At 41.5% G+C, this 25,331-nt stretch carries 22 protein-coding genes, 1 pseudogene and 1 CRISPR repeat array; of the genes and pseudogenes, 13 read left to right on the top strand and 10 right to left on the bottom strand.

Going from position 1 to position 25,331, the window contains the following annotated elements:
- Nucleotides 1–6 precede the first annotated feature (6 nt).
- Nucleotides 7–627, top strand: coding sequence for a hypothetical protein (locus tag NSTC745_RS18025; protein ID WP_445638366.1), 621 nt, complete (start codon nt 7–9; stop codon nt 625–627).
- Nucleotides 628–702: 75 nt separating this feature from the next.
- Here NSTC745_RS18025 and NSTC745_RS18020 read toward each other — a convergent pair whose 3' ends face one another.
- Entirely contained in the window at nt 703–1,335 is a 633-nt protein-coding gene (locus tag NSTC745_RS18020) for an FMN-dependent NADH-azoreductase (protein WP_445638365.1), read from the bottom strand.
- A gap of 252 nt (nt 1,336–1,587) precedes the next feature.
- Between NSTC745_RS18020 and NSTC745_RS18015 the strand changes: the two are divergent.
- From NSTC745_RS18015 to NSTC745_RS18005, 3 genes and pseudogenes are all read left to right on the top strand, one after another.
- Nucleotides 1,588–2,001 (top strand): annotated as a pseudogene (locus NSTC745_RS18015) (element excision factor XisH family protein).
- Entirely contained in the window at nt 1,989–2,324 is a 336-nt protein-coding gene (locus NSTC745_RS18010; RefSeq protein ID WP_445638364.1) for a XisI protein, read from the top strand. Before NSTC745_RS18015 ends, NSTC745_RS18010 begins: the two are co-directional and overlap by 13 nt.
- 221 nt (nt 2,325–2,545) lie before the next feature.
- Nucleotides 2,546–3,418, top strand: a complete 873-nt coding sequence (locus tag NSTC745_RS18005; protein WP_445638363.1) for a helix-turn-helix domain-containing protein — start codon at nt 2,546–2,548, stop codon at nt 3,416–3,418.
- A 346-nt stretch (nt 3,419–3,764) separates the two neighbouring features.
- Here NSTC745_RS18005 and NSTC745_RS18000 read toward each other — a convergent pair whose 3' ends face one another.
- Nucleotides 3,765–4,250 (bottom strand): NAD(P)H-quinone oxidoreductase subunit 4, encoded by a 486-nt coding sequence (locus tag NSTC745_RS18000; protein WP_445638362.1) that lies wholly within the window; start codon nt 4,248–4,250, stop codon nt 3,765–3,767.
- Nucleotides 4,251–4,539: 289 nt separating this feature from the next.
- Here NSTC745_RS18000 and NSTC745_RS17995 point away from each other — a divergent pair, with 289 nt between their 5' ends.
- From NSTC745_RS17995 to NSTC745_RS17980, 4 genes are all read left to right on the top strand, one after another.
- Entirely contained in the window at nt 4,540–5,541 is a 1,002-nt protein-coding gene (locus NSTC745_RS17995; RefSeq protein ID WP_445638361.1) for an ABC transporter substrate-binding protein, read from the top strand.
- 190 nt (nt 5,542–5,731) lie between these two features.
- Nucleotides 5,732–7,276 carry a sugar ABC transporter ATP-binding protein gene (locus tag NSTC745_RS17990; protein ID WP_445638360.1) on the top strand — a complete coding sequence of 515 codons (1,545 nt, stop codon included), beginning with the start codon at nt 5,732–5,734 and terminating at the stop codon, nt 7,274–7,276.
- 23 nt (nt 7,277–7,299) lie between these two features.
- Nucleotides 7,300–8,247: an ABC transporter permease gene (locus NSTC745_RS17985; protein ID WP_445638359.1), complete on the top strand. Its 948-nt coding sequence runs from the start codon at nt 7,300–7,302 to the stop codon at nt 8,245–8,247.
- 6 nt (nt 8,248–8,253) lie between these two features.
- Nucleotides 8,254–9,234 carry an ABC transporter permease gene (locus NSTC745_RS17980; protein ID WP_445638358.1) on the top strand — a complete coding sequence of 327 codons (981 nt, stop codon included), beginning with the start codon at nt 8,254–8,256 and terminating at the stop codon, nt 9,232–9,234.
- A 364-nt stretch (nt 9,235–9,598) separates the two neighbouring features.
- On the opposite strand, the gene NSTC745_RS17975 is transcribed toward NSTC745_RS17980, so the two are convergent.
- From NSTC745_RS17975 to NSTC745_RS17960, 4 genes are all read right to left on the bottom strand, one after another.
- Entirely contained in the window at nt 9,599–10,591 is a 993-nt protein-coding gene (locus NSTC745_RS17975) for a mechanosensitive ion channel family protein (RefSeq protein WP_445638357.1), read from the bottom strand.
- Between the two features lie 126 nt (nt 10,592–10,717).
- Nucleotides 10,718–11,335 carry a response regulator transcription factor gene (locus NSTC745_RS17970; RefSeq protein ID WP_445638356.1) on the bottom strand — a complete coding sequence of 206 codons (618 nt, stop codon included), beginning with the start codon at nt 11,333–11,335 and terminating at the stop codon, nt 10,718–10,720.
- Nucleotides 11,332–12,147, bottom strand: coding sequence for a S1C family serine protease (locus NSTC745_RS17965; protein WP_445638355.1), 816 nt, complete (start codon nt 12,145–12,147; stop codon nt 11,332–11,334). The genes NSTC745_RS17970 and NSTC745_RS17965 overlap by 4 nt, the downstream gene beginning before the upstream one ends.
- Before the next feature lie 192 nt (nt 12,148–12,339).
- Complete coding sequence (locus tag NSTC745_RS17960) at nt 12,340–13,245, bottom strand: S1C family serine protease (RefSeq protein WP_445638354.1); 906 nt, start codon at nt 13,243–13,245, stop codon at nt 12,340–12,342.
- Nucleotides 13,246–14,041: 796 nt separating this feature from the next.
- Here NSTC745_RS17960 and NSTC745_RS17955 point away from each other — a divergent pair.
- The gene (locus tag NSTC745_RS17955; RefSeq protein ID WP_096542518.1) at nt 14,042–14,329 is read left to right on the top strand and encodes a Mo-dependent nitrogenase C-terminal domain-containing protein; all 288 of its coding nucleotides are present in this window, start codon (nt 14,042–14,044) and stop codon (nt 14,327–14,329) included.
- Nucleotides 14,330–14,471: 142 nt separating this feature from the next.
- Nucleotides 14,472–15,563 (top strand): hypothetical protein, encoded by a 1,092-nt coding sequence (locus tag NSTC745_RS17950; RefSeq protein WP_445638353.1) that lies wholly within the window; start codon nt 14,472–14,474, stop codon nt 15,561–15,563.
- 24 nt (nt 15,564–15,587) lie between these two features.
- Nucleotides 15,588–17,089: a CRISPR direct-repeat array (repeat unit 37 nt; unit sequence GTTTCAATCCCTAATAGGGATTTTGATTAATTGCAAT).
- A 400-nt stretch (nt 17,090–17,489) separates the two neighbouring features.
- Here the strand turns inward: NSTC745_RS17950 and NSTC745_RS17945 are convergent.
- From NSTC745_RS17945 to NSTC745_RS17935, 3 genes are all read right to left on the bottom strand, one after another.
- A complete protein-coding gene (locus NSTC745_RS17945) occupies nt 17,490–18,239 on the bottom strand; it encodes a circadian clock KaiB family protein (protein WP_445638636.1) in 750 nt (249 codons plus the stop codon).
- A 66-nt stretch (nt 18,240–18,305) separates the two neighbouring features.
- Nucleotides 18,306–18,488, bottom strand: a complete 183-nt coding sequence (locus NSTC745_RS17940) for a hypothetical protein (RefSeq protein WP_445638352.1) — start codon at nt 18,486–18,488, stop codon at nt 18,306–18,308.
- 46 nt (nt 18,489–18,534) lie between these two features.
- Nucleotides 18,535–19,827 (bottom strand): type IV pilus twitching motility protein PilT, encoded by a 1,293-nt coding sequence (locus NSTC745_RS17935; RefSeq protein WP_445638351.1) that lies wholly within the window; start codon nt 19,825–19,827, stop codon nt 18,535–18,537.
- 732 nt (nt 19,828–20,559) lie between these two features.
- On the opposite strand from NSTC745_RS17935, the gene NSTC745_RS17930 reads away from it, so the two are divergent.
- Both NSTC745_RS17930 and wecB read left to right on the top strand, forming a co-directional pair.
- A complete protein-coding gene (locus tag NSTC745_RS17930) occupies nt 20,560–20,934 on the top strand; it encodes a hypothetical protein (protein ID WP_096541869.1) in 375 nt (124 codons plus the stop codon).
- 266 nt (nt 20,935–21,200) lie between these two features.
- Entirely contained in the window at nt 21,201–22,313 is a 1,113-nt protein-coding gene (wecB, locus tag NSTC745_RS17925) for a non-hydrolyzing UDP-N-acetylglucosamine 2-epimerase (RefSeq protein WP_445638350.1), read from the top strand.
- Between the two features lie 451 nt (nt 22,314–22,764).
- Here the strand turns inward: wecB and NSTC745_RS17920 are convergent, their stop codons facing one another.
- Entirely contained in the window at nt 22,765–23,445 is a 681-nt protein-coding gene (locus tag NSTC745_RS17920; protein WP_445638349.1) for a peptidoglycan-binding protein, read from the bottom strand.
- Between the two features lie 581 nt (nt 23,446–24,026).
- Here NSTC745_RS17920 and NSTC745_RS17915 point away from each other — a divergent pair.
- Nucleotides 24,027–25,277, top strand: a complete 1,251-nt coding sequence (locus NSTC745_RS17915) for an MFS transporter (protein WP_445638348.1) — start codon at nt 24,027–24,029, stop codon at nt 25,275–25,277.
- The last annotated feature ends 54 nt before the right edge of the window (nt 25,278–25,331 follow it).

Raw genomic sequence — 25,331 nt, 5'->3', positions numbered from 1 at the left:
GGAAATATGGCTTTTAGTAGTTACAAAACTATCAGTGAAGTTCTCAAAAAGTTTTTAATTACTTATACTGAATCAAATTTTATCAAAGAAGCTGAATTTAGGATTCCTGATTACTTTCGAGAAGACTTAGAAATAGTAATGAGTGAAGGAGTAGTGGATAATTCAGAGTTTGCTATTTGCGAAAATTTGATTTATCCAGTTTTGAAGGAAGTTTGGAAGAAATACAGTAGCAAGTTTACTTTATGGAGTCATCATTCATTAAATTATGATGAACATTTATCAGGATTTCCTGAATATATTTTGGCTCAACGTTCTCCTTTAGGTAAAGTCGTATTTGACAAGCCATACTTGATTTTAGTCGAGGCAAAGCAAGATAATTTTGAAGCTGGCTGGGCACAATGTCTGGCAGAAATGATTGCTGCACAGATATTAAATGATGAATTGACAATCACTATCTTTGGTATTGTTTCTAATGGCGATCGCTGGCAATTTGCCAAGCTCAACGCTCAAGTATTTACTAGAAATATCACATTTTACTCTATTCAAGAGTTAGATAAATTATTTGGTGCTGTCAATTATCTATTTCAACAGTGCGAATTGCAGCTAAACAATCTGGTTGCTGTTTAAAAATTCAGGGAGTGTAGGAAGGTTAGGAAGCTTTTTTACAATCTCACCTATCTCTCCACTTCCCTCACAATGAAACTATGCTGCAACTAGTTCTGTAATTTTCGCACGAGCTTTTGCGATGGACTCCGCCAAACTTGTACCGCCTAACTCGTCATTTTCAACATGGATAAAGCTGATATCAGTGATGCCTATAAAACCAAAAACTGTTCTTAAATAAGGGTCTTGATGATTCATCGTTCCGTAGCGTTCGCCAGGTTCAAAGCCAGAAGCGCCACGTGCGGTAATAATCCACATTTTCTTATTCAATACCAAAGGTTTATAAGGATTCTCAGTATCTTCTGGTTCATAAGCAACAGTTCGTCCTATCCGCACAATTTGATCGATATACGCCTTGAGGGTGCTGGGAATGGTGAAATTGTACATGGGAACGCCAATGACGTAGAAATCGGCAGCTAAAAATTCATCCACTAGCAAATCACTGATGCGAATCGCCTCTTTTAATTGAGGAGTGTGTTGTTCTGGTGGTGTAAAAGCAGCAGCAATCCAAGGTTCATCTATATGGGGAACTGGGTTTCGTCCAATATCTCGGTAAGTTATGGTATCAGTTGGATGAGACTGTTTCCAAGCTACAACGAATTCTTGTGTAAGTTTGCGAGAGTGGGAACGCTCACCACGAGGACTAGAATCAATATGCAATAGATGTGCCATAGTTCTTTTTACTCAGTGACAATTCCAGCTTAGATAAATCACCCATACCCAACTATCTGATTTTTGTGCAATTATCAAAATCTTGCTGTCGATTTTTAGGCTAATCGCTGGAAGTCTTTTATAATGTACTTAAATACATAATGTAAGCAGGAGTCAATAGCAACTGGAAATCTGTGTTTAAGCGATTTACTAGTTTTTACACTACTGTAATATTGACAACTTTTCAGGTTATAGTGCCTTCACTGTGAAACTATGGCTCGTGATTTATTCCACAATATTGTGAAGTCTGCATTATAAAAAGATGGTTGGGTAATTACAGACGATCCGCTAAATATTCGGTGTGGTGGAGTTGATATTCAGATTGATTTAGGCACAGAGAAACTTATAGCTGCTGAGAAAGCCGGAGAAAAAATACCAGTTGAAATCAAAAATTTTGTCAGCGCATCAAAAATTTCAGAATTTCATATGGCACTAGGACAGTTCATTAATTATCGTACTGCCTTACGTGTTGAAGAGCCAAATAGAATTTTATACTTAACAGTGCCATTAGCAATTTATAATCAATTCTTTAACTTACGTTTTATTCAAACTGTAGTCACTGAAAACTTTCTGAAATTGATTATTTATAACGTAGAGACTGAGGAAATAGAGCAATGGATAAATTAAATGAATATCGAAAAAAAGTTAAACAAATATTAAGTAAATATCTCCAGTATAAACCGAGCTATGGTGATGTTGAAGTGGAACAGATTTTTGATACCGAACATGACCATTACCAAATTATTAGTCTCGGATGGAATAATCAAAAGCGAATTTATGGGCCAATAATGCATCTTGATATCAAAAATGAGAAAATCTGGATTCAGCAAAATACAACTGAAGTTGATATTGCTTTAGAATTGATGGAAATGGGTGTGCCCAAACAAGATATTGTGATTGGTTTTCATACACCAAAGATGCGTAAATTATCAGGATTTGCTGTAGAATAAAATTAATTATCTAGTGGAAAATTATAATATTTGACCAAATTATAATAAAATTGAAAAATTATAATGTATTTATAAAACCTACATTTATATAAACTAATTATCAATAATAACAATTAAGACTAATAATGTTCGATCCAGTTAAACATAAAATAGTAAAATGGCTAAATTAATGCAATAGGTTTAGCTAAGAAAATTATAAAGATAAATTCTTTGTTTTTATTATGAAAATTCCAACGGGCTGTCAGACTCAAACAACCTGCTTGCCTATCCTGTCTAGCCAAAACCAGGGTTGGGAAAATATTTTGGTGGAGGAATTCCAACACCCCGCAGGCGAGGGAAGAAGTTATTACAGCGATGAACATGCAATTTGTCTGTCTCTTGCACCCCGTCCAGTACCTTCGCTGCAAATTCAAGGAGGCAAAACTTATACAGGGTTGTACGGTAAAGGCGACATTTCCATAACCCCTGCAAAAACGCCATTTTTTGCCCGTTGGGATCTAGAAGACCATTACTTGCAGATTCGCATTGCATCTGGTTTCATCGAGAGTGTTGCTAGAGAAACCATCGATACAAATCCCGAACGGCTAGAATTAGTCAGGGAATTTCGGACTCGCGATCGCCACATTGAATCCATCGCTATGATGCTCTTGTCTGAGCTCAAACAAGAAAATTTAGGCGAAAGGCTTTACATTGAATCGCTAACAAATGTCTTGGCTGTGCATTTGCTCAGACAATATTCTGCTATCAAACCCCGGCTTGCTGTTTACAACGGTGGTTTACCCGATCGCCAACTGCTTCAAGTCTTAGAGTACATTGACGCACATCTGGAGCGAGACATTAAGCTTGCAGATTTAGCCCAATTGCTAAACATGAGTCAGTTTCATTTCAGCCATCTGTTCAAACAAGCTATGGGCATTGCTCCCTACCAATATTTGCTTGGGCAACGAATCGAACGCGCAAAACAGTTGTTGAAAAAAAGCGATCGCTCGATTATCGAAATTGCTTTAGTGTGCGGCTTCAACAGCCACAGCCATTTGAGTAAACAGTTTCGCCAAATCACAGGTATGACACCCAAAGCCTACAGGCAAAATTAGTAAAATTCAACTAGCTGGTGGATAAATCTTTGAGCGATCGCCAGAGTAATGAAAAATTTAGCCTATATAATTTTAACCTATGAAAATTTGGCCATAGAATATTTGGAATGTTTATAAAATAGAAAAAAGCTAATTGTTAGCAGTGGTTTTGGTGAGAGTGAAAGTATTTTCAGGATATATTTAAAGTGTCAATCAATAAAATTGAGTCAAGTGAATTCCATCAAGTTAAGTGAGTTAAGAGCGTGTATTGCTGATATTAATTCAACCAAATTTACCTGCTCTTAACGCACCCTATAAACTCAGACCTAGATAGGTATCTATGCCGCCTCAATTACTTAGTTATTCACTAAGCTTTCTTGAGTTCCACTAGACCATTAATTCTTGTGTTAAGAAGTTTTAAAATTCCCTTAATTTCATCTATTTCTAGGTCTTGATTTTTGGAAATTTTTCCCTTTAAGCTTCTGTAATCAGCGATTGAGTCATCAATATCTTGAGTTGGTGCAGCTGAATCAACTGCTAACAAATCTTTCTTGCCTTGTACCAGAGCATTAATTTCTACGTTAATAACTTCTAAAATATCTTTGATATCATCTATTTCTAGGTCTTGATTTTTGGAAATTTTTCCCTTCAAGCTTCTGTAATCAGCGATTGCATCATCAATTATTTCGGGTGTAATTGTTTGGGTTTGCGTGGTGGCATCGGCAAGATACTGTGTAGCTGCAACATCTACAGAAGCAGCAACGCTAGGTGGTGCTAACAATAAACTGCAAACTGTAATTAGCAATACTAGGGAGTATGCAACAAGATTTTTCAAAGAGGTAAATAGTTTCATTTTTTACACCTTAATTGGTTTTTAGTAATATTTCATGAATCACAATAAAAACACAAGGACAGTTAAGACAGTTAAGACAGTTAAGGAAGATTTAATAAAATATTTATTTTCTGACTCCGATGTCGTATAACTCGCAAAAAGCACATTTGTGGGAAAAGCGAAAATACCAAACCTTTCCCCCTTTTCCCGACTTCTGCAAGAAGTCTAATAGCTTATGAACTATTTCTACTCCTCGAAATAGTCTTTATTTCGAGATAAGCTCGATGTAGCGTTCAGACACGATGGGGTTATGAACAATAAAACCTGTTTTGGATGCTCAAGTATCCGAGCTTATATGCCAAAGTTGGTGGTATTTACCGCCTATGTGATGATTACTGTTGCGGCTTTCTCGGTGTCTAGCTGTACGCGGGAGAAAACCAAAGAAATTGTCGGATTTTCGCAGACTGAGAACATTGGCCCGTGGCGCATTGCCGAAACAAACAGCATTAAGGAAGAGGCCGCCAAGCGTAAGAAAACTTATGATTTTCTGATGACAGATGCTCAGGGGCAAACATCCAAGCAATTTTCCGACATTGAGGATCTAATTGCACGACAAGTTGATGTTATATTTCTTGCACCACGTGAGTATGAAGGTCTTACCCCCGCCTTGGAAGCAGCGAGAGCGGCAAAAATACCGGTTTTTCTAATCGACCGTGAAGCGGCGGGAAAACCAGGCGAACATTTCGTCAGCTTTCTTGGGTCGGACTTTATCGCCCAAGGTCGTCGCGTTGGTGAATGGCTGGCCCAAGCAACCGATGGCAAAGCGTCCATCGTGGAACTCACCGGAACAGCGGGTTCATCGGTGGCAATCGATCGCGCTAAGGGGTTTCGTGACGCGATCGCCACTTATCCCAACATGAAGATCGTTGCTACACAGACAGCAGATTTTTCGCGGGCTGCCGCCCAGCGTGTCATGGAAAACATCATCCAAGCCAAGGGTTCCGAAATTACCGCCGTGTACGCTCACAACGACGAAATGGCTTTAGGTGCTATCCAGGCTCTCAAATCCGCAGGTATGAAGCCTGGTAAGGATGTAATGGTCGGTTCAATTGACGGTCAGAAAACCGCACTCCAAGCAATTATCCGTGGTGAGCTTGGTGTGAGTGTCGAATCAAACCCCCGTTTTGGCCCGCTTGTTTTCCTCACAATGGAGGAGTATTTTGCTGGCAAAAAAATCCCTCCTAGAATCATTCTCAAGGACAGACTCTTCGATGCGACCAATGCCAAGGATTTCGTAGATGAAGCATACTAATAGCAATTCGTAATTTTTAATTTGTAATTACACAGGTTAATTACGAATTACGAATTAGGATAATTCCCGCCCTAAAATAAAGAAAAGATAACCTGGAACTATCCTGAGCCTGCACGATAGACAAGATTACTGTGGTGCGAAGTGAAGGATCTCCACTATCGGCAATGAAGACAGAAATTAGGTAAAGCCGATGAATCAGGCGACTCGAACTATCCTGTACATGACGGGTATAAAAAAAAGTTTTTCTGGTGTGCCAGCGCTGTGGGGGGTAGATTTTGAACTGAAGGCAGGCGAGATCCATGCACTGGTGGGAGAAAATGGTGCTGGGAAATCGACGCTGATTAAGATTATGACTGGGGCTTATCGACGGGACTCCGGTGTTATGGAGTATGACCAGAAAAGTGTTGCCTTCCAGAATCCCACCGAAGCCCAGGCGGCAGGTATCGTAGCCGTTTACCAGGAGATCCAACTGGTGGGTTTCCGAACCGTTGCTGAGAATATTTTTCTGGGCAGAGAGCCGCATCGCTTCGGCATTATCGATAGACGAGCGATGAATGCTGGAGCAGCCGAAATCCTAGAGCGCCTGGGGTTGGATATCGACCCCCACTCAGCGGTTGGTTCCCTCAATATTGCCCATCGCCAGATGGTGGCGATCGCCCGCGCTATATCTTTTGGTGCGCGGGTACTGATCCTCGATGAACCCACAAGTTCCCTGACAGAAACTGAGGTCTGCGTGCTTTTTGATGTCATGCGTTGGCTCAAGTCCCAAGGGACATCCATTGTCTACATCAGCCACCGTTTTGAAGAACTTTACGCTGTGTGCGATCGCGTGACGGTACTGCGGGATGGGCGCAATATCATCACGCGATCGCTGACTGCGCTCAATCGTCTGGAACTTGTTTGCCACATGTTAGGCCGCCAGCCTGAAGAAGTGAGCAAAGGAGTCACGGCATTTGCAGAACAATCTCAAAACACCTTGCCTCAGCCAGTGCTGCTCCAGGCGGAAGCTCTCAAATATAAAAAACGGCTCAATGGTGTTTCCATTGAAATGCGGCATGGCGAAATCGTCGGGCTTGCAGGTTTGCTCGGTTCTGGGCGCAGCGAAACGGCACGCGTCCTGTTTGGAGCCGAACCACTTGATGGTGGAACTGTAAAACTCGAAGGTAATCTTTTGTCTGTGTGCGATCCTCATGATGCTATTGACACCGGGATAGCTTTCCTTTCAGAGGATCGTAAGGCAGATGGCATCATCCCGGAGCTTTCGGTGCGGGAAAACCTCACACTTGCCGCGCTACCGTCCCTTACCCAATGGGGTATCGTTTCCAAGAAACGACAGAGCGAGCTTGTCAACCGTTTCATGCAGCGTCTTGGCATCAAGGCAGCCAGCGCCGAGCAGAAAATCCACGAACTATCGGGCGGCAATCAGCAGAAAGTACTTTTGGCACGATGGCTGTGCAAAAATACAAAACTTCTTCTCCTCGATGAGCCGACTCGCGGAATCGACGTTGGTGCAAAGCGCGAGATCCAGCAGGCGATCGCCGAACTAGCAAAGCAAGGACTGGGGATTCTGATGATTTCATCGGAACTCGAAGAGCTAGTTGAAGGCTCGCAGCGTGTAGTAGTTCTGCGTGAAGGGCGATCGATTGCGGAACTTAGTGGCGAACACAAGACCATAAAGGCAATTTTGCACGCAATGGCGGAAAATGCAGATCCTCAGGAAGCTGTCGGTAGATAGTTAAAAACAGAGCAGAATCAACAATGAATATCAAGAAGCTCCATCTGCGTTGGGGAACTCTATGGAACCCTAACTTCGGTGCATTTGCAGCACTCTTAATTGTTTATGTTGCGAACGCCATCTTCACTGAGCGTTTCGCAACAGTGAGCAACACATTAAATATGTTGCTGCAAGTATCGACAACAATGTTAGTTGCCGTAGGGATGACCTTTGTCATCGCCTCCCGTGGCATCGACCTCACGGTCGGCTCGACTATGGCATTGGTTTCAGTGATTGTGGCATTGCTGATTAAGTATGGCATGGCTATTGCCGTTTCCTTTGCCCTGAGTGCTGCTCTGTTGGTTGGTTTTGTCAATGGCTTTCTAATTTCACGTCTGAAGCTTGATGCTTTGATCGTCACCTTGGCGGCTTTGATTATGTGGCGCGGCATCGCTCAGGTTGTCGGTGACGGCAAGCTCGTTCCCTTCGTCCATCCAACATTTGAGGCGCTGGGAAAGGGCTATCTCGGTTTTATACCAATTCAGGTGGCGATCGCCGCAGTTGTCATTGTAGGAGCTTTCTTCTGTATCCGCTCTACGCTGTTCGGGCATCAGCTCGTTGCTGTGGGTGGCAACGAAGAGGCCGCGCGGCTGGCGGGTATCCGTGCAGAGCGTGTGAAATATATAGTTTATCTGATTAGCGCCTTGCTTGCTGGATTTGCCGGACTCGTGGAGACAGCGAGGCTTGGCATGGGCGATCCGAGCAAGGTTGGCGTCAACGCGGAATTTGATGCGATCGCCGCTGTTGTTGTTGGCGGTACGCCCTTTTCCGGCGGCCGTGCAAATGTCCTGGGCACTGTTGTCGGAGCGTTGCTCATGCAGGTGATTTCCACAAGTTTCAATATGCTCCTGATTCCCTTCACCTGGTCATTAGTTTTGAAATCCGTAATCATTCTGTTCGCGATTTTTTTGCAGCGTCCTCAGGAGGTGTAACGCATCATGGCTGTCACAAGGTCTTTTGCGCTTACAAGTCTGCGGCTGTTGAAGCATCTCGCCAAGTTCGTCACCTCCCAAGGCCTGCTGCTCATACTCCTGAGTTTGGTTATTTTCGCATCGTTTCGCTATCAAACCTTCCTGACACCTATTAATCTGATGAACATCATGCGACAGAATAGTATGCTTGCCATCGTGGCGCTGGGCATGACTGTCGTAATCATCAGTGGAGGAATCGATTTGTCGGTGGGTTCCTTGGTTGCTCTCGGCGGTGTTGTGGCAGCAATGCTGGCCGGACAAGGAAGCTTCGCGGCGATCGCCAGCGGCATTGCCAGCACCACCTTACTAGGTATGGTCAATGGTCTTCTCGTGTCTCGTGCGCGGCTCCAGCCATTCGTTGTGACGTTATTCACTGCCAGCGCCGCCCGCGGACTGGCATTGAGCATCACCCAAGAGAGGTCGATCGCCGTATCATCAGCAGCATCGGGGTTTGTTTGGTTGGGTAGGGGGTTCATCGGTTTTATTCCTGTCCCCGTGCTGATAGTCGCACTGTTATATTTTGCAGCTTGGTTTATGCTGCACAGAAGCCAATTAGGGTTGCACATATTCGCTATTGGCAATAACGAGGAGGCATCCCGGCTGATGGGCGTCAACCCAAACCGAGTAAAGCTAGCAGTTTACACGTTTAGCGGTTTGTTGTCAGGGCTGGCTGGTGTTATTCTCGCAGGTCGTCTAGGGGCGGGTCAGCCTGTAGCTGCCTTTGGCTGGGAAACAGATGCGATCGCCGCGACCGTGATGGGAGGAACGTTTCTCGCAGGAGGTCAGGGAAGCGTTTTCCCGACGCTGGTCGGCGTACTTTTACTAGGAATGATGTACAATCTTTTGAATCTTGAGGGAACCATCACTCCTTGGTGGCAACTCGTACTCCGCGGAGCCTTTCTACTTTTGGTGGTAATCTTCCAGAAGCGCATCTCCCAGAGGGGCTAGAGCTAATCTCTGGAGCAACGAATTATTTGATTGAAACCGTAGATTAGTTGTCAGCAATCTAAATCTTGGTGCATCGGCTGTTCAACTAATTTCTCCAGTCCTATAATTAGAAACACTAAAAACATAGACTAGACTTCTCGCAGAAGTGGGGAAAAGGGTAAGGGGTATGGTTCGACAAGCTCACCAACCAGGGGAAAGCGGCTCATAAAAACCCTTTTCCCTTTAACCTTTTCCCTTTCCCCCCTCTTGCAAAAGTTACTTTTGCAAGAGGTCTACTGATATCAGTCCAGCTAATCACTTATGATTGCCGCATCTGTGTAAAAATCCCAAAAGCCTTTTTCCCCCTGCCTTAGCCCAACTACAATTATTTATTGCCATCTGCTCTATCATCTCTTTGCTTTTGTGCTTGGGTAAGTAACCGATAAGAATTGCTGACACTGCGGGGTTTTGGTACTTCACCTCTGCCAGAGGGCCAACCTTCACGCTGTCGGGAGCGGTTTCCATCTGTTTCTTCTGTTTGGTCGTGAAACAAAATTTGCTGTGTGGGGAAGGGTAAATCGATACCGTTTTCGACTAATGTTTTCTTAATTGCAGACAGCACTTTGTCCCGTGAGGCGAGGTCATCAGCACGTCGTGGCGGTTTAATCCACCAGCGAACGCGGATGTTGACGTTACTTTCAGCGAGTTCCATGACCAGCGCATCAGGGGCAGGGTCTTTAAGTACTTCTGGTAAGCTTTGTATTGCTTGGAGCATTAACTCTTTGGCTCGGTCGATATCATCACCGTAGCCGATACCGACATCATACTGTAGTCGGCGACTTTCAAAGGCAGTGTTAACTGTCACTGAGTTGGCGAACAATTCTGAGTTAGGAATTACAATGCGGCGGCCATCGTAAGTTTTAATTGTTGTCGCTCGTGTTTCAATATTTTCTACAGTCCCCTCAAAGTCTTTAAAAACTATTTGATCGTTAATTCGGAACGGCTCTGTCAAAAGGATAAGAATGCCAGCTAAGAAATTTTGCAAGATATCTCGAAAAGCAAAACCGATTGCTACCCCGCTAATTCCTAGTAGTTGTACCAAATCCCCTGCTCGGAATGTCGGAATGATAATTGATAAACCAATAAATAGTCCTAATAATAGGATTGTACCTTGCGCCAAGCGTCCTAGAACTAGTCCTAAATTCCGAGCTTGATGGCGATCGCGTGTTAAGCGTTTCACCAGTTTCTTAATTGCCCTAGCAATAAAAAAGAAGATTGTAAAGACAATCAATGCCAGCACGATATTCGGCAATAAGACAATGAATCCGTTAATCATTTCCTGGATTTTGTCCCATAGTGCGGATATACCTGCATTCATGATATTTGCTTAATTATCGGCATCGCTGATAATAAAAAAAAGTCTTGATATTTTCTTCTACCTATAGTTAGCTATTAGTGATGTGATTTCACGTTGATTGTTGACTAAACATTCGCAATGCAAGTTTTACAACATAATCAAACCTAAACGCACGCCAGCCGTCACAGCCTCAACGCGGGTAGAAACACCAAGCTTTTGAAAAATTGATGAAACATGAAATTTCACCGTATGTTCGGAAATTTGTAGGCGTTTGGCGATCGCTTTATTCCCCAACCCATAACCCAGCATCCCTAAAACCTCCATTTCCCGATGCGTCAAAGTTTGCACGGGGTTAGGTACTGTTTTTTCGCGCATCGGTAGCAATTGCAAAACATCAGGGTGCAGCACTACCAAACCAGAAGCGACTGCCTCAACACCTGCAATAATTTCCGCCTCTGTGCTGGTACTAGATAATATACCTTGAATACCCAAACGAAATGCTGCCTCTAGGTCAATACCATCAATATCCTCAGCGATCGCTATAATTTGTTGTTCTTGAATTAACTGCAATTTTGACCAAATTGATTCTGGATTGCTGCCTAAATCGAGCAAAACTACATCCGGTTGTAATTGCTCAATTTCTTTAGACACCACATCCAAGTCAGATGCACTGGCCACCACTGTCAGTTGCGGATTGCTACTTACTACCGCTGATAAACCTGCCCGCATCACGGAAGAAGCAGCAACCACCATCACCCGAATCATGTAGCCTCCACAGCAGTTTGTCTGGTGATGTAAACTACCAATTGCTGACCATTTCGCAGGAGTTGTAATGCGATAGACTTGTCACTTTGATGTAGATATTTAGCCAAGTCATCAGGTCGAGTAAAAGTCCGTCCAGAAACTCCAACTAATACATCACCAATTTGTAACCCCACATTTTTCGCTACACTGTCAGGAAGTATTGATAACACTAGCAAACCTAGAGTGCGTCTGCCTAAAACCACTGGTTGCAGCGTCACTCCTAATTGCAGACGATGACTGCCCTGTAAAAGGCGGTTGACAGTATTGCTAGGAATCGCCACAGCCAAATTGTTGACAATCATCGTGTTAATCCCAACCACTCGGCCGAGACAGTCAGCCAACGGGCCGCCAGAATTCCCAGGGTACAACTGTAAATCTGCCATTACAGTGCGTGGATGATTACCGTGAACAATCCCCATTGTGACTGCACCAGTATCAGCTAAAGGATTTCCCACCCCCAAGACTAGTTCTCCAACCCGTAACTTATCTGAATCGCCGATAGTTGCAGTATTTAAATCCGTGGCGTTAATTTTCAGTGCTGCTAAATCTTGCTGGGGGTCAAAGTGCGATCGCACTGCTGCAAATACCCTACCATCGGATAATTCCACAGTTGCCCGGTTGCTAGTTGCTACATGGGCATTAGTAATAATCAGCCCGTCAGCTTGCCAGATAACACCAGAGCCCACTGCTGTAGCACTGGTTTTAACTTTGACTGTGCTTTGACGGAGTTTAGTGGCTACTGCTGACAGTTCATCATTGAATTGCGTAATCATAATTGCCTGTATTTTGCGGTAATTACTTAAGGGAACTCCAAAAATAAATAATCCAAATTTTTGGATTCAACACGACTTTTCTTCCCCTTGCTCCCTGGTTACTGAATCTCGACTTCGCTCGATTTCCGCGCAGCCGTTGGCGCAGCCTCTCGTAGAGAAGTATGCTCCCCTGCCCTCAACATTTGGAAGTCCCTAATCAACAGGGCGTTCGCCAATCAGGATGTCTAAATCAACTAATGCGCCACCTCGAACAAACTGCACGTTGATGAGTTTACCAATGCGATCGCTATTATTTAGTAGTGCTAGTACATCATCTGTATCGCTCACGGCAATACCATCAAATTTGACTAACACATCCCCTAGCAACAAACCAGCATTATCAGCAGGGCCAGAGGGTTCGACATTAACAACAATTACCCCCGTTGCTGTAGGTAAATTTAAGGCAGTTTTCAGGTTGCTAGGCAAGCGTACAGGCTGCATTCCCACACCCAAATAGCCTCGTGAAATATGCCCTTTAGTCAGTAATTGATTAACCACGCGATCGATTGTAACCGCAGGGATAGTTAAAACTGTACCGCGTCGCCCCGATGTATTCATCCCAACTATATAACCAGCCGCATCTACCAGGGGCCCCCCTGCAAAACCAGGATAAAAAGTGATATCCGGGCGGATGAATTGGTCAATATTACCACCGCTCATACTCCGCCACGCACCAGTAACTACACTTACTGCTCCCATTGCTGCCCGTAAGTCACCTTGGCTACCCCTTGCCAGTCCCAGTACCAAATGCCCTACTTTGAGATTTGTCGCATCGCCAATTTGTACCACAGGAAGTTGATGATTTTCGAGTTGAAATACAGCTATATCAGTGCTAGGGTCATGGCCGAGGAAAGAAACTGGTCGAGTCATTCCATCTGATAGAGTGATGGAAATTTCTTCATAACGCCCAAGTGACTCATCCGAAGTAATAATAATACCGTTGCGCCAATGAATCCCACTAGGAGAAATGCGTTTACCCGCGTTGACAGCAACCACAGCACTCCCCGCTTGTTCTACTGTGTCGGCTAAACTGTTAGACAGTGCCAGCAATGAAGACATAAAACTCTCCAGCAATATTTTGTGATGCTTCTATCGTGCCGTTTTAGATTTACAGATAGCATCGGAAAAATGGAGAGAATTCTACCTAGCAAAATGGCTAGTTGCGTTTAGTTTTGCTTGGTTCACACTTCAAAGGGCTATGACAATAGGGTTCGGTTAAGATCCCCCGCCTGCGGCGACCCCCTTAAAAAGGGGGTAAAAGAGGGTTACGAGCAAGCCTTTTTAAGGCAGATTCAGTAAATGTTAGTGCTTGCATCTTTTAATAGGGGTAAAAGAGGGTTACGAGCAAGCCTTTTTAAGGGGGGTTGGGGGAATCTTCATTAAAAGCCAATTGCAGACACGTTCACGAAATTAGAATCCTCTTTTTTAAGGGGACTGGGGGGATCTTCAAAAGATTAGAACAGAACTTAACCGAATCGTATTGAGGGCTATTAGAGGCAGGGGAATGTTCTCTAAGAAAGTATTTGTATCAGAATTTCATGAAAATTTTATCAGTAGTCAGCAAAGCCGATATAGCTAATACTCATGATTAATAAGCTAATTGTGAGTTTATGGTTATGTGATCGAACTGAATGCAGTTTTAAAACACGACAATTACACACCGTACATGTACTGACTTATGTTTATGCCGCTATTAGCCAGAACTGATTAGCTGTTTTGCTTCCTCAGCAATTTTACTGTATTCATAATTGAGGTTGAAAAATTAAAAAAATAATCTCGTAATTCTACTATGTTTTTCCTGAAAAATAGTAGTAATTTGATAGGGGTAACAGATTGATTGAAGGAAATTTCTATGATGAACTTATCAGCAAAAACTCAATCGAATAACAAATTATTCAACCAGCTACGATATCAGCTTGAAATTCTAGAAATACATAATGATAAACTTGCCAGACTGTTATGTAAAATCATTCCTTCTCATTGTCCATTTGAGAGAACTGTGACATTTTTAGGACGGATACTTTTTCGCATTCCACCTTTGTGCAAGTTAAATCCTCTTTATGAAGAAATAGTTGGTCTTCGTTTCAAATGTTTGACGTTTTTAGCAGATGAATGTGGTGAAGATGTAACAAAATACTGCTAAATATATAATTTACTAGGATTCAAGACTTATAGAAACAGGATGAATACCATCGTTAGCAATAGGCTTGGCAAAAATTTGGATTAATGAAATATTACTACGGAGTCCCTATCTTTTAATACTCTGTTTTTAGCGAAGGTATTGGATGAGCATTTTTGTAATTCTGGTCAACCGCAAGCAGCAACTACGTTTACTTGTTATTGTCATAAGTATTGTAGTTATTCTCAGCCTTCACTATTCACCTACTTCCAGTCAAATCGTAACGCGAGACAAGTTTTTGTGGCCTTTTTCATCTAAATCGCCTTGGAATATGCCTATTGGTTCAAATGCGCGTTACATTAGCGCAAATATTGAAAAGGCAGAGAATATCGGCATCGATCGCGAGTACTTTTACAAGATTAATCCTAACCATCCATTACGTCCAGTTTATGCTCCTGGTACTTGGGGTCAAGGACGCTGTACAGGCACTCAATCAATGAATATTCATTTACCAATACCAGATACTTTAATTATTGCAGATGCCACAACATATCCATACCATACACCTAACAATGTTTCAGCCTTTTTGATGCCAGATGGTAAAACTTTAGTGCAGCTTGAACCTTTGACTCGTTGTCAAAAAGGAGGTTCAGTCTATGGTTGGCGTTACTATCCTGATATAAATATTTATGGAGATGGAATAGGCGGCGCACATTTTGGTTCTGGACTTTCTTCTATTGGTGGTTCTATTCGCAAAGGTGAACTTACTAATAATCAACCGATTCGCCATGCTTTAAAAGTTCTGCTGTGGGCTAAAAAATATCTTTACTACACAAATTCTATTCCTGGGTATCGTTGGCCAGCAAATCGCGCTGACAATTATGCAGCTCAAGTTTATGGTGGTAAAAACCCTGCTCTTGTGCAAGGAACTTTATTAGCCATTCCGCCAAAAGTAAGGACATATACTCTCAACTTGCAAACACCCGCAGCTAAAAAAATCTTTCATGCACTACAAGATTATGGTGCTTATGTAGTTGATGATTCAGGATGGAACTCTCATGATATTGCAGTTGAGCAAGGAGTTAACGAAGAGTTTCATCAAATATATGGCTATGATTTAAAGGATAAAAATGGTAAGTTTTATGAGGAATTGATGAGATTATTTCAATCACTTTATATTGTTGAGAACAATAGTGCAAATAGCGTTGGTGGTGGCGGTATTCCGCGTGTAGCACTGGCTCCACCTATTGCTAACTAATATCAATATCTGGCGATCGCTTCCGTTTCAATTATTAATAGGTATTTTGATTAATTGTAATTTCGCGGGTACAAGTCAGATTCGTCATTACTTGTTTCAATCCCTAATAGGGATTTTGATTAATTGCAATTAGAGTGACGCGGGGACTGGAGAGGCGAAGATATTTATGTTTCAATCCCTAATAGGGATTTTGATTAATTGCAATCATCAAAATATGTCATCTAGAGTGACATCTAAAAGTGTTTCAATCCCTAATAGGGATTTTGATTAATTGCAATAATGCCGACTATTTTTGATAGTTTCGGTACTTGGGTTTCAATCCCTAATAGGGATTTTGATTAATTGCAATCTACAATCTTTGCAGACACTGGAAGTAGAAAATCGTTTCAATCCCTAATAGGGATTTTGATTAATTGCAATTTACAAATCACCTGATTCATTAATCCTTGTGGATCTGTTTCAATCCCTAATAGGGATTTTGATTAATTGCAATCTTCAATAATGCGGTAGCTTTCGTCTTGAATACGTCTGGCTGTTTCAATCCCTAATAGGGATTTTGATTAATTGCAATATCGCACTTTTAAGCTTGGTAACAGGCTTGTAAGGTTTCAATCCCTAATAGGGATTTTGATTAATTGCAATATTCATGCGGTAGGCACGGACAGATATAAAATTGGTTTCAATCCCTAATAGGGATTTTGATTAATTGCAATGGCGTTAAGCAAGGCGCGATTCAAGGCTGGCTTAATGGCTCTCGTTTCAATCCCTAATAGGGATTTTGATTAATTGCAATCTCTGTAGTTAGCGGTTAACTCCTCAACAATCGGCTTGTTTCAATCCCTAATAGGGATTTTGATTAATTGCAATTTTGGTAGCCTATACCCCACCTTAAGCAGACTTGAAAAGAGTTTCAATCCCTAATAGGGATTTTGATTAATTGCAATTTGCTAATGCCACCACTCAAAGAACAATGGCTGTTGTTTCAATCCCTAATAGGGATTTTGATTAATTGCAATAATCGTGATAAATGCATTCAGGAACATTTAAATAATCGTTTCAATCCCTAATAGGGATTTTGATTAATTGCAATCAGCAAGGGGAGCAGGAGGAGAAATAGGTAAAGCGTTTCAATCCCTAATAGGGATTTTGATTAATTGCAATGGTAATGTTGGTGTGGCAATCGCCAGACTTTGAAGTTTCAATCCCTAATAGGGATTTTGATTAATTGCAATCACATTGTCATTGAGGGAATAGCACTGGTCGGCGCCAACGTTTCAATCCCTAATAGGGATTTTGATTAATTGCAATTTTAAATTGGCAAAGCTGTCCCTCAGAAATACCATTAAAAAGTTTCAATCCCTAATAGGGATTTTGATTAATTGCAATCTTGGTTGAAGCAGGATTTATCCGCTATTTTCGTTTCAATCCCTAATAGGGATTTTGATTAATTGCAATTTTGTGTTAACTCCTGAAGCTGCTGCGGCTGAAGGTTTCAATCCCTAATAGGGATTTTGATTAATTGCAATTGCTGTTGGCTGAAAGCACTGTGATATTTGGTTTTCAAGGTTCTGTCGCGCGGATGGGGTAATCATAACACAAGAAGTTGTAATTTTAGTAGATGTAAATCGCTGAAAGCTAAGCCCAGTAAGGTGCGCGAATGAGTTTAAGGTGCTACTGACGCCAAGTCCTTACACACAAAGCAATTAAGGCATTTTTGCTGCTGCCTGTTTATAAACACCTACCCATCCGCGCACTCAGCAAAAAAATTAGTCTAATTGTGAAGCTGCTTACTTTCAAAAAGACAGGAGTGGGGGCTAGGAAATAAGGAAGCTAACCAGATGAGGGATAAAAGAAAGGGCACATTCCTAGCTCAAGACTCAACACTTTCATCTAAGACGTTAAAATTGTTAATAAAACTTAAACTTTTTATTTAGTAGCTAACATCTGTAAAATTTTGTCTACACGATCCAAGTCTCCAACGATTCGGCGAATTGGGTGAGGCCAAACCTTAACGAGAGTAGGAGTAGCAGAAACCTGATTAATTTCTGCTTGTTCTGGATGAGTTAAAACGTCAATCACTTTTAAAGTATAAGGGTGTCCGAGCGATCGCTCTAACAATTCGTGTAGATTTTGAAGGATGCGTTCGGTAGTTCCGCTATGCCCTGCAACAAATAAGCGCAGGACATAGCCTTGTGTCGTTAATTGCTCTTTTTGTGCTATTACTGGCTGGTGGTATTTTGGCACAGGTTCAGAAAGATCTAAACGTACAATTAGATCGCGATCTTCCCAAAGCTGCGGGAATGAGGAACGATAAGTTGATAGTACCATGCGATCGCACAACCCTTCTTGCCAAGGAGCTGCTTGCCATACTAACTCCTCTGTACCAAAAATGGCATTCAGCAAAGGTTGATATTTCATCACAGCCGGATAAGCCTCGGCAAAAGTCCGCACTTGTTGAGTACGCGGATCTAACCAATGGTCAATAGTGGCAGTATAACAAGGCACTAAAAAGTGCGGTGGCTCTGGTAAATCTAGAATTTCTTGCAAAGCAGAACACAAATGCAAATGCCATCGACCTTGCTTGCTAGGGTCGATGCAGTAAATTAAATCTCCTCCAGGTGTAAATAGCGCAATGCCTTTGAACAACTGGGGTATAGATAGTTTGTTTGTCTTCAAGTTATTCACAGGAGGCTAAGGAACTAAAAAGTAAAAACTAAAAAACTTACTCTTTTACCTTTTACCTTAGCGATAACCGCAACCAGGAAGACAAAGATATTTGGGAACGAGGGAAGCAGGGGGTGTGGGAGGTGTGGGAGGTGTGGGAGGTGTGGGAAGTGTGGGAAATGTGGGAGGTGTGGGAAATGTGGGAGGTGTGGGAGAATGGGGAAGAAATCTTTCCCCCCTCTCTCCCCACACTCCCCACACTTCCTTGTCTCCCCTGCCCCCTGCTCCCTGCCCCCTTACCTCCCCACTAAACCCGACCTCGGAGAAATTGAGCCATTTCGTTAGGAGTTGGTGACATTTCTAAGGCAATTTCTTCGGTAATGCGACCGTCTTGATAAAGATTGAGCAAGGACTGATTCATTGTGATCATGCCGTCAAAGCTGGCTTGTTTCATCAATTCGGTAATTTCATCATACTTACCATCTTTGATCCATTCCTTGATTGCCTCAGTGTTAATCAAGATATCGTGGAAAGCAGCCCGCTTCCCGTCTGTTGTACGGCACAAACCTTGAGCAATTACAGCCACTAAAGACTCAGAAATTGCCACGCGCATTGCATCCTGTTCTTCACCGGAGTAGAGGTTGAGTATCCGCTCAATAGTTTTTACAGCACTATTGGTGTGCAACGTTCCCATTACCAAGTGACCAGTTTGAGCAGCTTTGAGGGCAGTGTTGACTGTTTCTTTATCCCGCATTTCCCCCACCAGAATCAAATCTGGGTCTTCCCGTAAGGCTGCTTTCAAAGCGTTGTCAAATTTCCGGGTGTGCATTCCGACTTCCCGCTGTTTGACTAAGGATTTGCGGCTTTGGTGGACAAATTCTATGGGGTCTTCAATAGTGATGATATGCTTAGCCATCTCTTTATTGATGTAGTCAATCATCGCTGCCATTGTTGTGGACTTACCAGAACCAGTCGGCCCGGTTACCAAAATTAAGCCTTTGTGATGATGACAAATATCCCGAAAAACTGGAGGTAATCTCAACTGTTCCATAGTTAAGATTTTCAACGGAATCAACCGCAACACCATTGCAGGGCCTTTGAGGGAACCAAAGACGTTAATCCGCACGCGTGCAAATTCGTACTGAGTTGCTCCGTCAAATTCTAGATGTTCTTCAAAGCGTTGAATCTCTGCCTCCGTCATTACCTCCCTCAACCAACTCATCAAAGCCTCTTTATCCGTTTCTGGATATTCTGTTGATTGAATTTCTCCTCGGTTGCGGAAACGGGGTACTTCGCCTACACCCAGGTGAATATCGGAATACCCCTGATCGTAAGCTTCCCTGATGATCTGTGCTAAAGTCAGTCCGGGAGGGCTACTTTTAGGGCGAGCTGAACTAGGTATTGGTGGTGGTGTACCCGGACGATGGCCTGATACTGGCGCAGAGTTAGCAGCAGGAGAGTTAGCACTCATATCCAATGTTTGTGTCATTTGGCGCTGCGTACTCATACCCGGTGGTGGTGGTGGTGGTGCTGGTGGCGCTGGTGGCATGTTACGACCAGCAGCAGAGTTAGAATTTAATGGAGACTGTGATTCTGTCATATATCTTCACATTTGGCAGTTCAGAAGTTGAATTAGTGAGAAGTCAAGTAACTTTCTGAGATGAGTTCTCAAACACGCTGGCGTACAAGCCCTAAAGGCAATGCAAGGCGATTGAAACTCTAGAACCACGGTCAATACATTTCATCCACCTCGACTTGTATCTTTTTTATCGGCAATTTGACTACTCAGAAGTTTTATAAAAACTATTTAGCCTATCTAAACTGGTTTAACACATGCAAGGCTACACACTACCTCAGTAAATACTCTAAAGTAAAAAAGTTCTATACAGCACTCAAAAGCTAGAAAGTAAATATTGTATTGCTATTAAATGAGAAATCCATCGCAAGTATCGAGTTTAATTGCTAGCAGTTAACAACACAAACATTAGCAGTTCGTGAATTCAGCGAATCTTCCAATTATGAGAAGAAGTGCTTGTTATTATAAGAAATGTTAAGCTGAGTCGGAATGATGCTCTGGGGATCGAACTTGAAAGCTGATGCCTTTTACCTTCTACTCCTGAAGACAGATGCAGTAAGCAAGCTTTTTGAATAAAAAACAACTTGACTTTACATTCATAATTACAAAAAATTAACTGTAAAGTTTAGTAAAAAAATGCTCATTTTCCTGATTAGGTTTTATATACTGAACTTCACTAAATGATTCAGTTTATTCGCAAAAAGCGTAAAAAAACTGAAAATTAAAACTTGCTGTGTATTTTTGGGAGGAAAAGTCATGGTTTCGGCTCAGAGCTCTAATCTAGGAAAGACCTACTCCTTGATGATGGTTAAAAGCTTTTTAATATGGACTTTCACATTGGCAGTATGTTTGCTGGTTGTCGGCTTTCCATTAGTTGTTTTGATGGCTACGGTCGGATGTCTGTTGTCGATTGTTTTGCAATCTGTAATGCCTGTTAGTGCTGTTTTGCTGGTTGCAGGCGCTTTAGTGATGTTCAATGTTATGGCTGTTGTATTTGCTGCGGGTGTGCTAACTGCTAAAGGAGTTCATCCTAGCGATGTTAAATGGTTAAGCTGGCTGCATGGAGAGGCAGACCAAGCGCAGACTACTGTTTACGCATCTTGCCCTTTAACCTGTGAGATTAAAATCTAGTCATTTCTAGTCATTAGAATTGAATTCGACAAACAGTGCGTCTGCCCGGTTAAGCCGGGTTTTTTCATTTTTAATAAAAATTATTGACGCTTGTCTCCCTTGTCTGTCTCATGTTGTTTATTGCATTTCCCTGGTTAAACCAAGTTTTTTGAGGTTTTTTATAATTTGTACTTTGATATATATGATTTTTGTGATGATTGGCACTTAACTATTGACTAATAAGCCTAGACCGTTGACCATAGCCTTTGACAAGTTACAACGGACAAATGACTAATCGAAAGCAAGTTTGCATTATTTTGGGTACTCGTCCGGAAGCGATTAAACTAGCTCCGGTGATTCAAGTTTTCCAAAAATGTTCAGATTTTGAGTCCCAAGTAATTTTAACTGGACAACATCGGGAAATGGTTGAGCAGGTCATGGAACTGTTTAATATCAAAGCAGATTATGACTTGGAAATTATGCAAGCTCGGCAATCTTTAAATGATATTACTTGTCGCAGTTTACAAGGTTTAGAAGCATTATTCCAGCAGAAAAAACCCGATTTAGTGGTGGTGCAGGGAGATACTACCACGGCTTTTGCCGCAGCTTTAGCAGCTTTTTATCAAAAAATTCCTGTTGGTCACGTAGAAGCAGGGTTGAGAACTGATGATATATTCAATCCTTATCCAGAAGAAGCTAATCGGCGGTTAATTTCTCAAATTACTCAGCTGCACTTTGCACCCACTCCTTGGGCTGTAGAAAATTTGCAGCGTTCTGGTGTTTTAGGTGAAATTCACTTGACTGGGAACACTGTAATTGATGCTTTGTTGAATGTTGCAGCAACCCAAGTTAGCTGTAATGTACCAGGCTTAGATTGGAATTCATATCGTGTTTTGTTAGCAACGGTGCATCGTCGGGAGAATTGGGGAGAACCACTAGAAGCGATCGCTGCTGGATTTTTACAAATTTTAGACAAGTTTCCCGATACAGCATTGCTGTTACCATTACACCGCAATCCAACGGTGCGAGTACCATTACAACAACTTTTAGGAAATCATCCGCGAATTTTCTTGACAGAACCTCTCGATTATGGTGAACTGGTGGGAGCAATTGGGCGATCGCACCTTTTACTGACTGATTCTGGTGGATTGCAGGAAGAAGCCCCCAGCTTAGGAAAACCAGTACTGGTTTTAAGAGACACCACAGAAAGACCAGAGGCTGTTACAGCCGGTACCGCCAAACTTGTGGGAACTGAGAGTGCAAATATTTTTGCAGCTGCTAGCGAATTACTCAGCGATCGAGCTGCATATCAAGCAATGGCAAATGCTATTAATCCTTTTGGCGACGGTCATGCAGCAGAACGCATCTTGCAGATTGTCCAAAATTATTTGGGTCTTTGATTATCAATATCAATTTAGTAGCCTAAATTAAATAAAATTCTCAGTTTTTAATTTATTAGGGTGCATTCTTCAATGCTGTCAAGCAACTAAAGCACTCTTGTATAGTGCGTTACCTCCATAATGTGCTATATGAGAATGCTAATTTATGCGAGGATAATATACCGAGAGGCAGAAGGCAGGAGGCAGAAGGGAAAAGCTAGTTTCGATCGCGGCTTTAAAATTTTGTATTTTACATTTAATTATGTCTATTTACTTATAAGCCTAGAAACCCAGATCGAATTTAGCTTTCTGAATGGGTGAATTTTAAATTTTGAATTCATGGCAGAGATTTCTAGTTCCCCAAACATTAAGCTCCTTGACATATTAATTGCATAATTAAGGCGGGCTTTTCGGCCCACCCCACAAGAATTTTATGAGATTTAGATATGTGAGCTAGACGTGGAATAGTTCATTAAATACCCAAGGCTAATCTCGTTTCGGGGCCTACGACACCATCTACAAGTAAACCTTTACTTGCTTGAAAGTTTCGTACTTGACGAACAGTTTCTGGGCCGTAAATTCCATCAATTCTCAGGTTACCTAAAGCTGTTTGAACGTCTCTGACAAGCTGACCTCTGGAACCAGGGGTGAGAATAAATGAACCACCAACCCCACCAGGTCTACTGGTAGTGGGACTATTAGGTTTATCGCCAACCCATCGGGCAAAAACATATCTACCTGTAGAAAGCCTAGCAAAACCGTTTTCATATCCTTCAATTGCTGGAAGTGGCGCTCCATTTTTTACACAGTCTACATAAGAATAGTTAACGCTTGGGCCTGTCCGAATACGTAGACAACTGCCGTTAGTTCTGACATATGCTGCCGAAGCTATTTGAATTTGGCTGACAGCAATAAGTAATACACCAACACCAGCTAAAGCTAACCAAGCGGAAGATTTAAGAAGTTTTTTCCAATTGAATTTAGACTTAAAATAATTGTATTTGCTGTTTGTGGATACCTTTTTTTTAGTAATAACCACAGAAGATTTCAGAGGTTTTTGCCAACTAAATTCAGGTTGAGGAAGTTTATATTCAATGTTTCTAGATGCTTCTTCTTGAGCAATAAACATGTGGGAATAAGCAAGATATTCCATAATGCGCTCCTGTATATCAAAAAATGAGTGCTGACAGAGAATTACTTGGCTTTTCTCTGTATTTATTCTTAGTATATTTTATAGCAATTCCTATAAAATATCCTCGACTTATTTAAGAAGTCGGGGATCTGAACATCCACAACCCAGCAGAATTAATCCGATAGACCACTAGCTTGCTGTGCTAATGCCGCAGTAGCATCTATAAACATAAACATTTATTAAGGCTTAATTTAGAAGAATCTTAAGACTTTCTGATATACTACTGTAATTGGACTGATTTATCGTAGTATGCACTGAGGCTAAAAAAGTCCATATCTACGAAAACTTGATAAAAGCAAGTATTTTGTATTACATTTTTGGACTTTTTATTGCTCCAATTTGGCTTACTTATCCGATCTATCTACGTAAGAATGAACAGGTATATTGTTTTAATACTTACTGTGCATTGCTTTAGCGGAGTTTAACGGATAAAGATTTTGCGGAGTTTTTTATATTGGCTGATTGGCAGAATAGCGTTATTTTTAGACAAAAGATCTGTATGAGAAAAATTTTGCGATCGACATCTACTCAAAATTAGCATAATGCAAACTTTACAGTCTTTTGAATCCAGAAATTTCCGTCTATTTTTTAGCGGGCAAATGACATCTATGATTGGTAGTTTTATGGCAGAAACTACTACCGCATGGTTAGTTTACTCTCTAACAAACTCAGTAGCTTTGTTAGGATTGCTTGGCTTTATCAGCCAATTTCCTCATTTGATAGTTAGTCCTTTAGCGGGTGTTTGGATAGAAAGGTCTAATCGACGTACTATTTTAATTACTGCTCAATTTACAATGATGATTGTTTCGCTAATTTTAGCAGTACTCGCCTTAACAGGAGTAATTAATATATGGCATATTATCGGTGCAAGTATATTACAAGGTTTAATTGCTAGTATTGAAACACCTACTCGCTACGCCTTCATAGTGGACATAATTAAAAAAAAAGAAGATATCGCCAATGCAACGGCTTTACATTCTTCTTTACTTAGTGGTTCAAGGATTGTAGCGCCAGCGATCGCAGGTATAATAATTGCGAATCTTTCCCCTGGTCACTGTTTTTTAATTGATAGTATTAGTTATATTGCCGTGATTTTTGCTTTGCTAGCAATTCGGTTTGACAAGCCACTAATTTTGCAAAAAAATCATCAGCATAATATCTGGCAGGATTTAAAAGAAGGCTTTACTTATGCTTATGAATTTTTGCCTATTCGGTACATTTTGCTATTGATAGCATTGTTCAGTTTTATGGGAATGCCGTATCTCAGAATTATGCCTGTTTTTGCTGTTGAAATTCTGCATGGAGATTCTAGCACCCTCGGTTGGTTGACAGGAGCATCGGGATTTGGAGCATTATGTGGTGGTATTTATTTGAGTTATCGAACAAGTGCAATAGGACTTGAAAAAATTACTGCGATCGCACCTGTTATATTTGGCATAGCACTAATTACTTTTTCGCTCTCAAATAATTTTTGGTTTTCTTTAATGACCATTACAATAGTTGGTTGTGGTTATATCTTAGAATACTCATCAAGCAATGCTGTTTTACAAACAATATCAGAAGATGAAAAAAGAGGTCGAATTATGAGCCTCTATAATATGTTTGTCATGGGAGTAATACCTTTTGGGAATTTATTCATAGGTGGATTAGCAAGTATATCCAATGCGAAATTTGCTTTAATATTTGGAGCAATATGCTGTATTTTTGGCTCGATTGTTTTTTATATAAAACTACCAAAACTAGAAAAATTATTGCGTCAAACATCTATTAAAAACACCATAATTATGGAATAATCTTTTTAAGATAAAATATCAAAAAACTCTTGCGTTGAATTGAAAATTGATACA

It is taken from the genome of Nostoc sp. DSM 114161 (assembly GCF_052692665.1).
The sequence above is the reverse complement of the archived record's forward strand: the minus strand, read 5'-3'. Positions and strand labels throughout refer to the sequence as shown.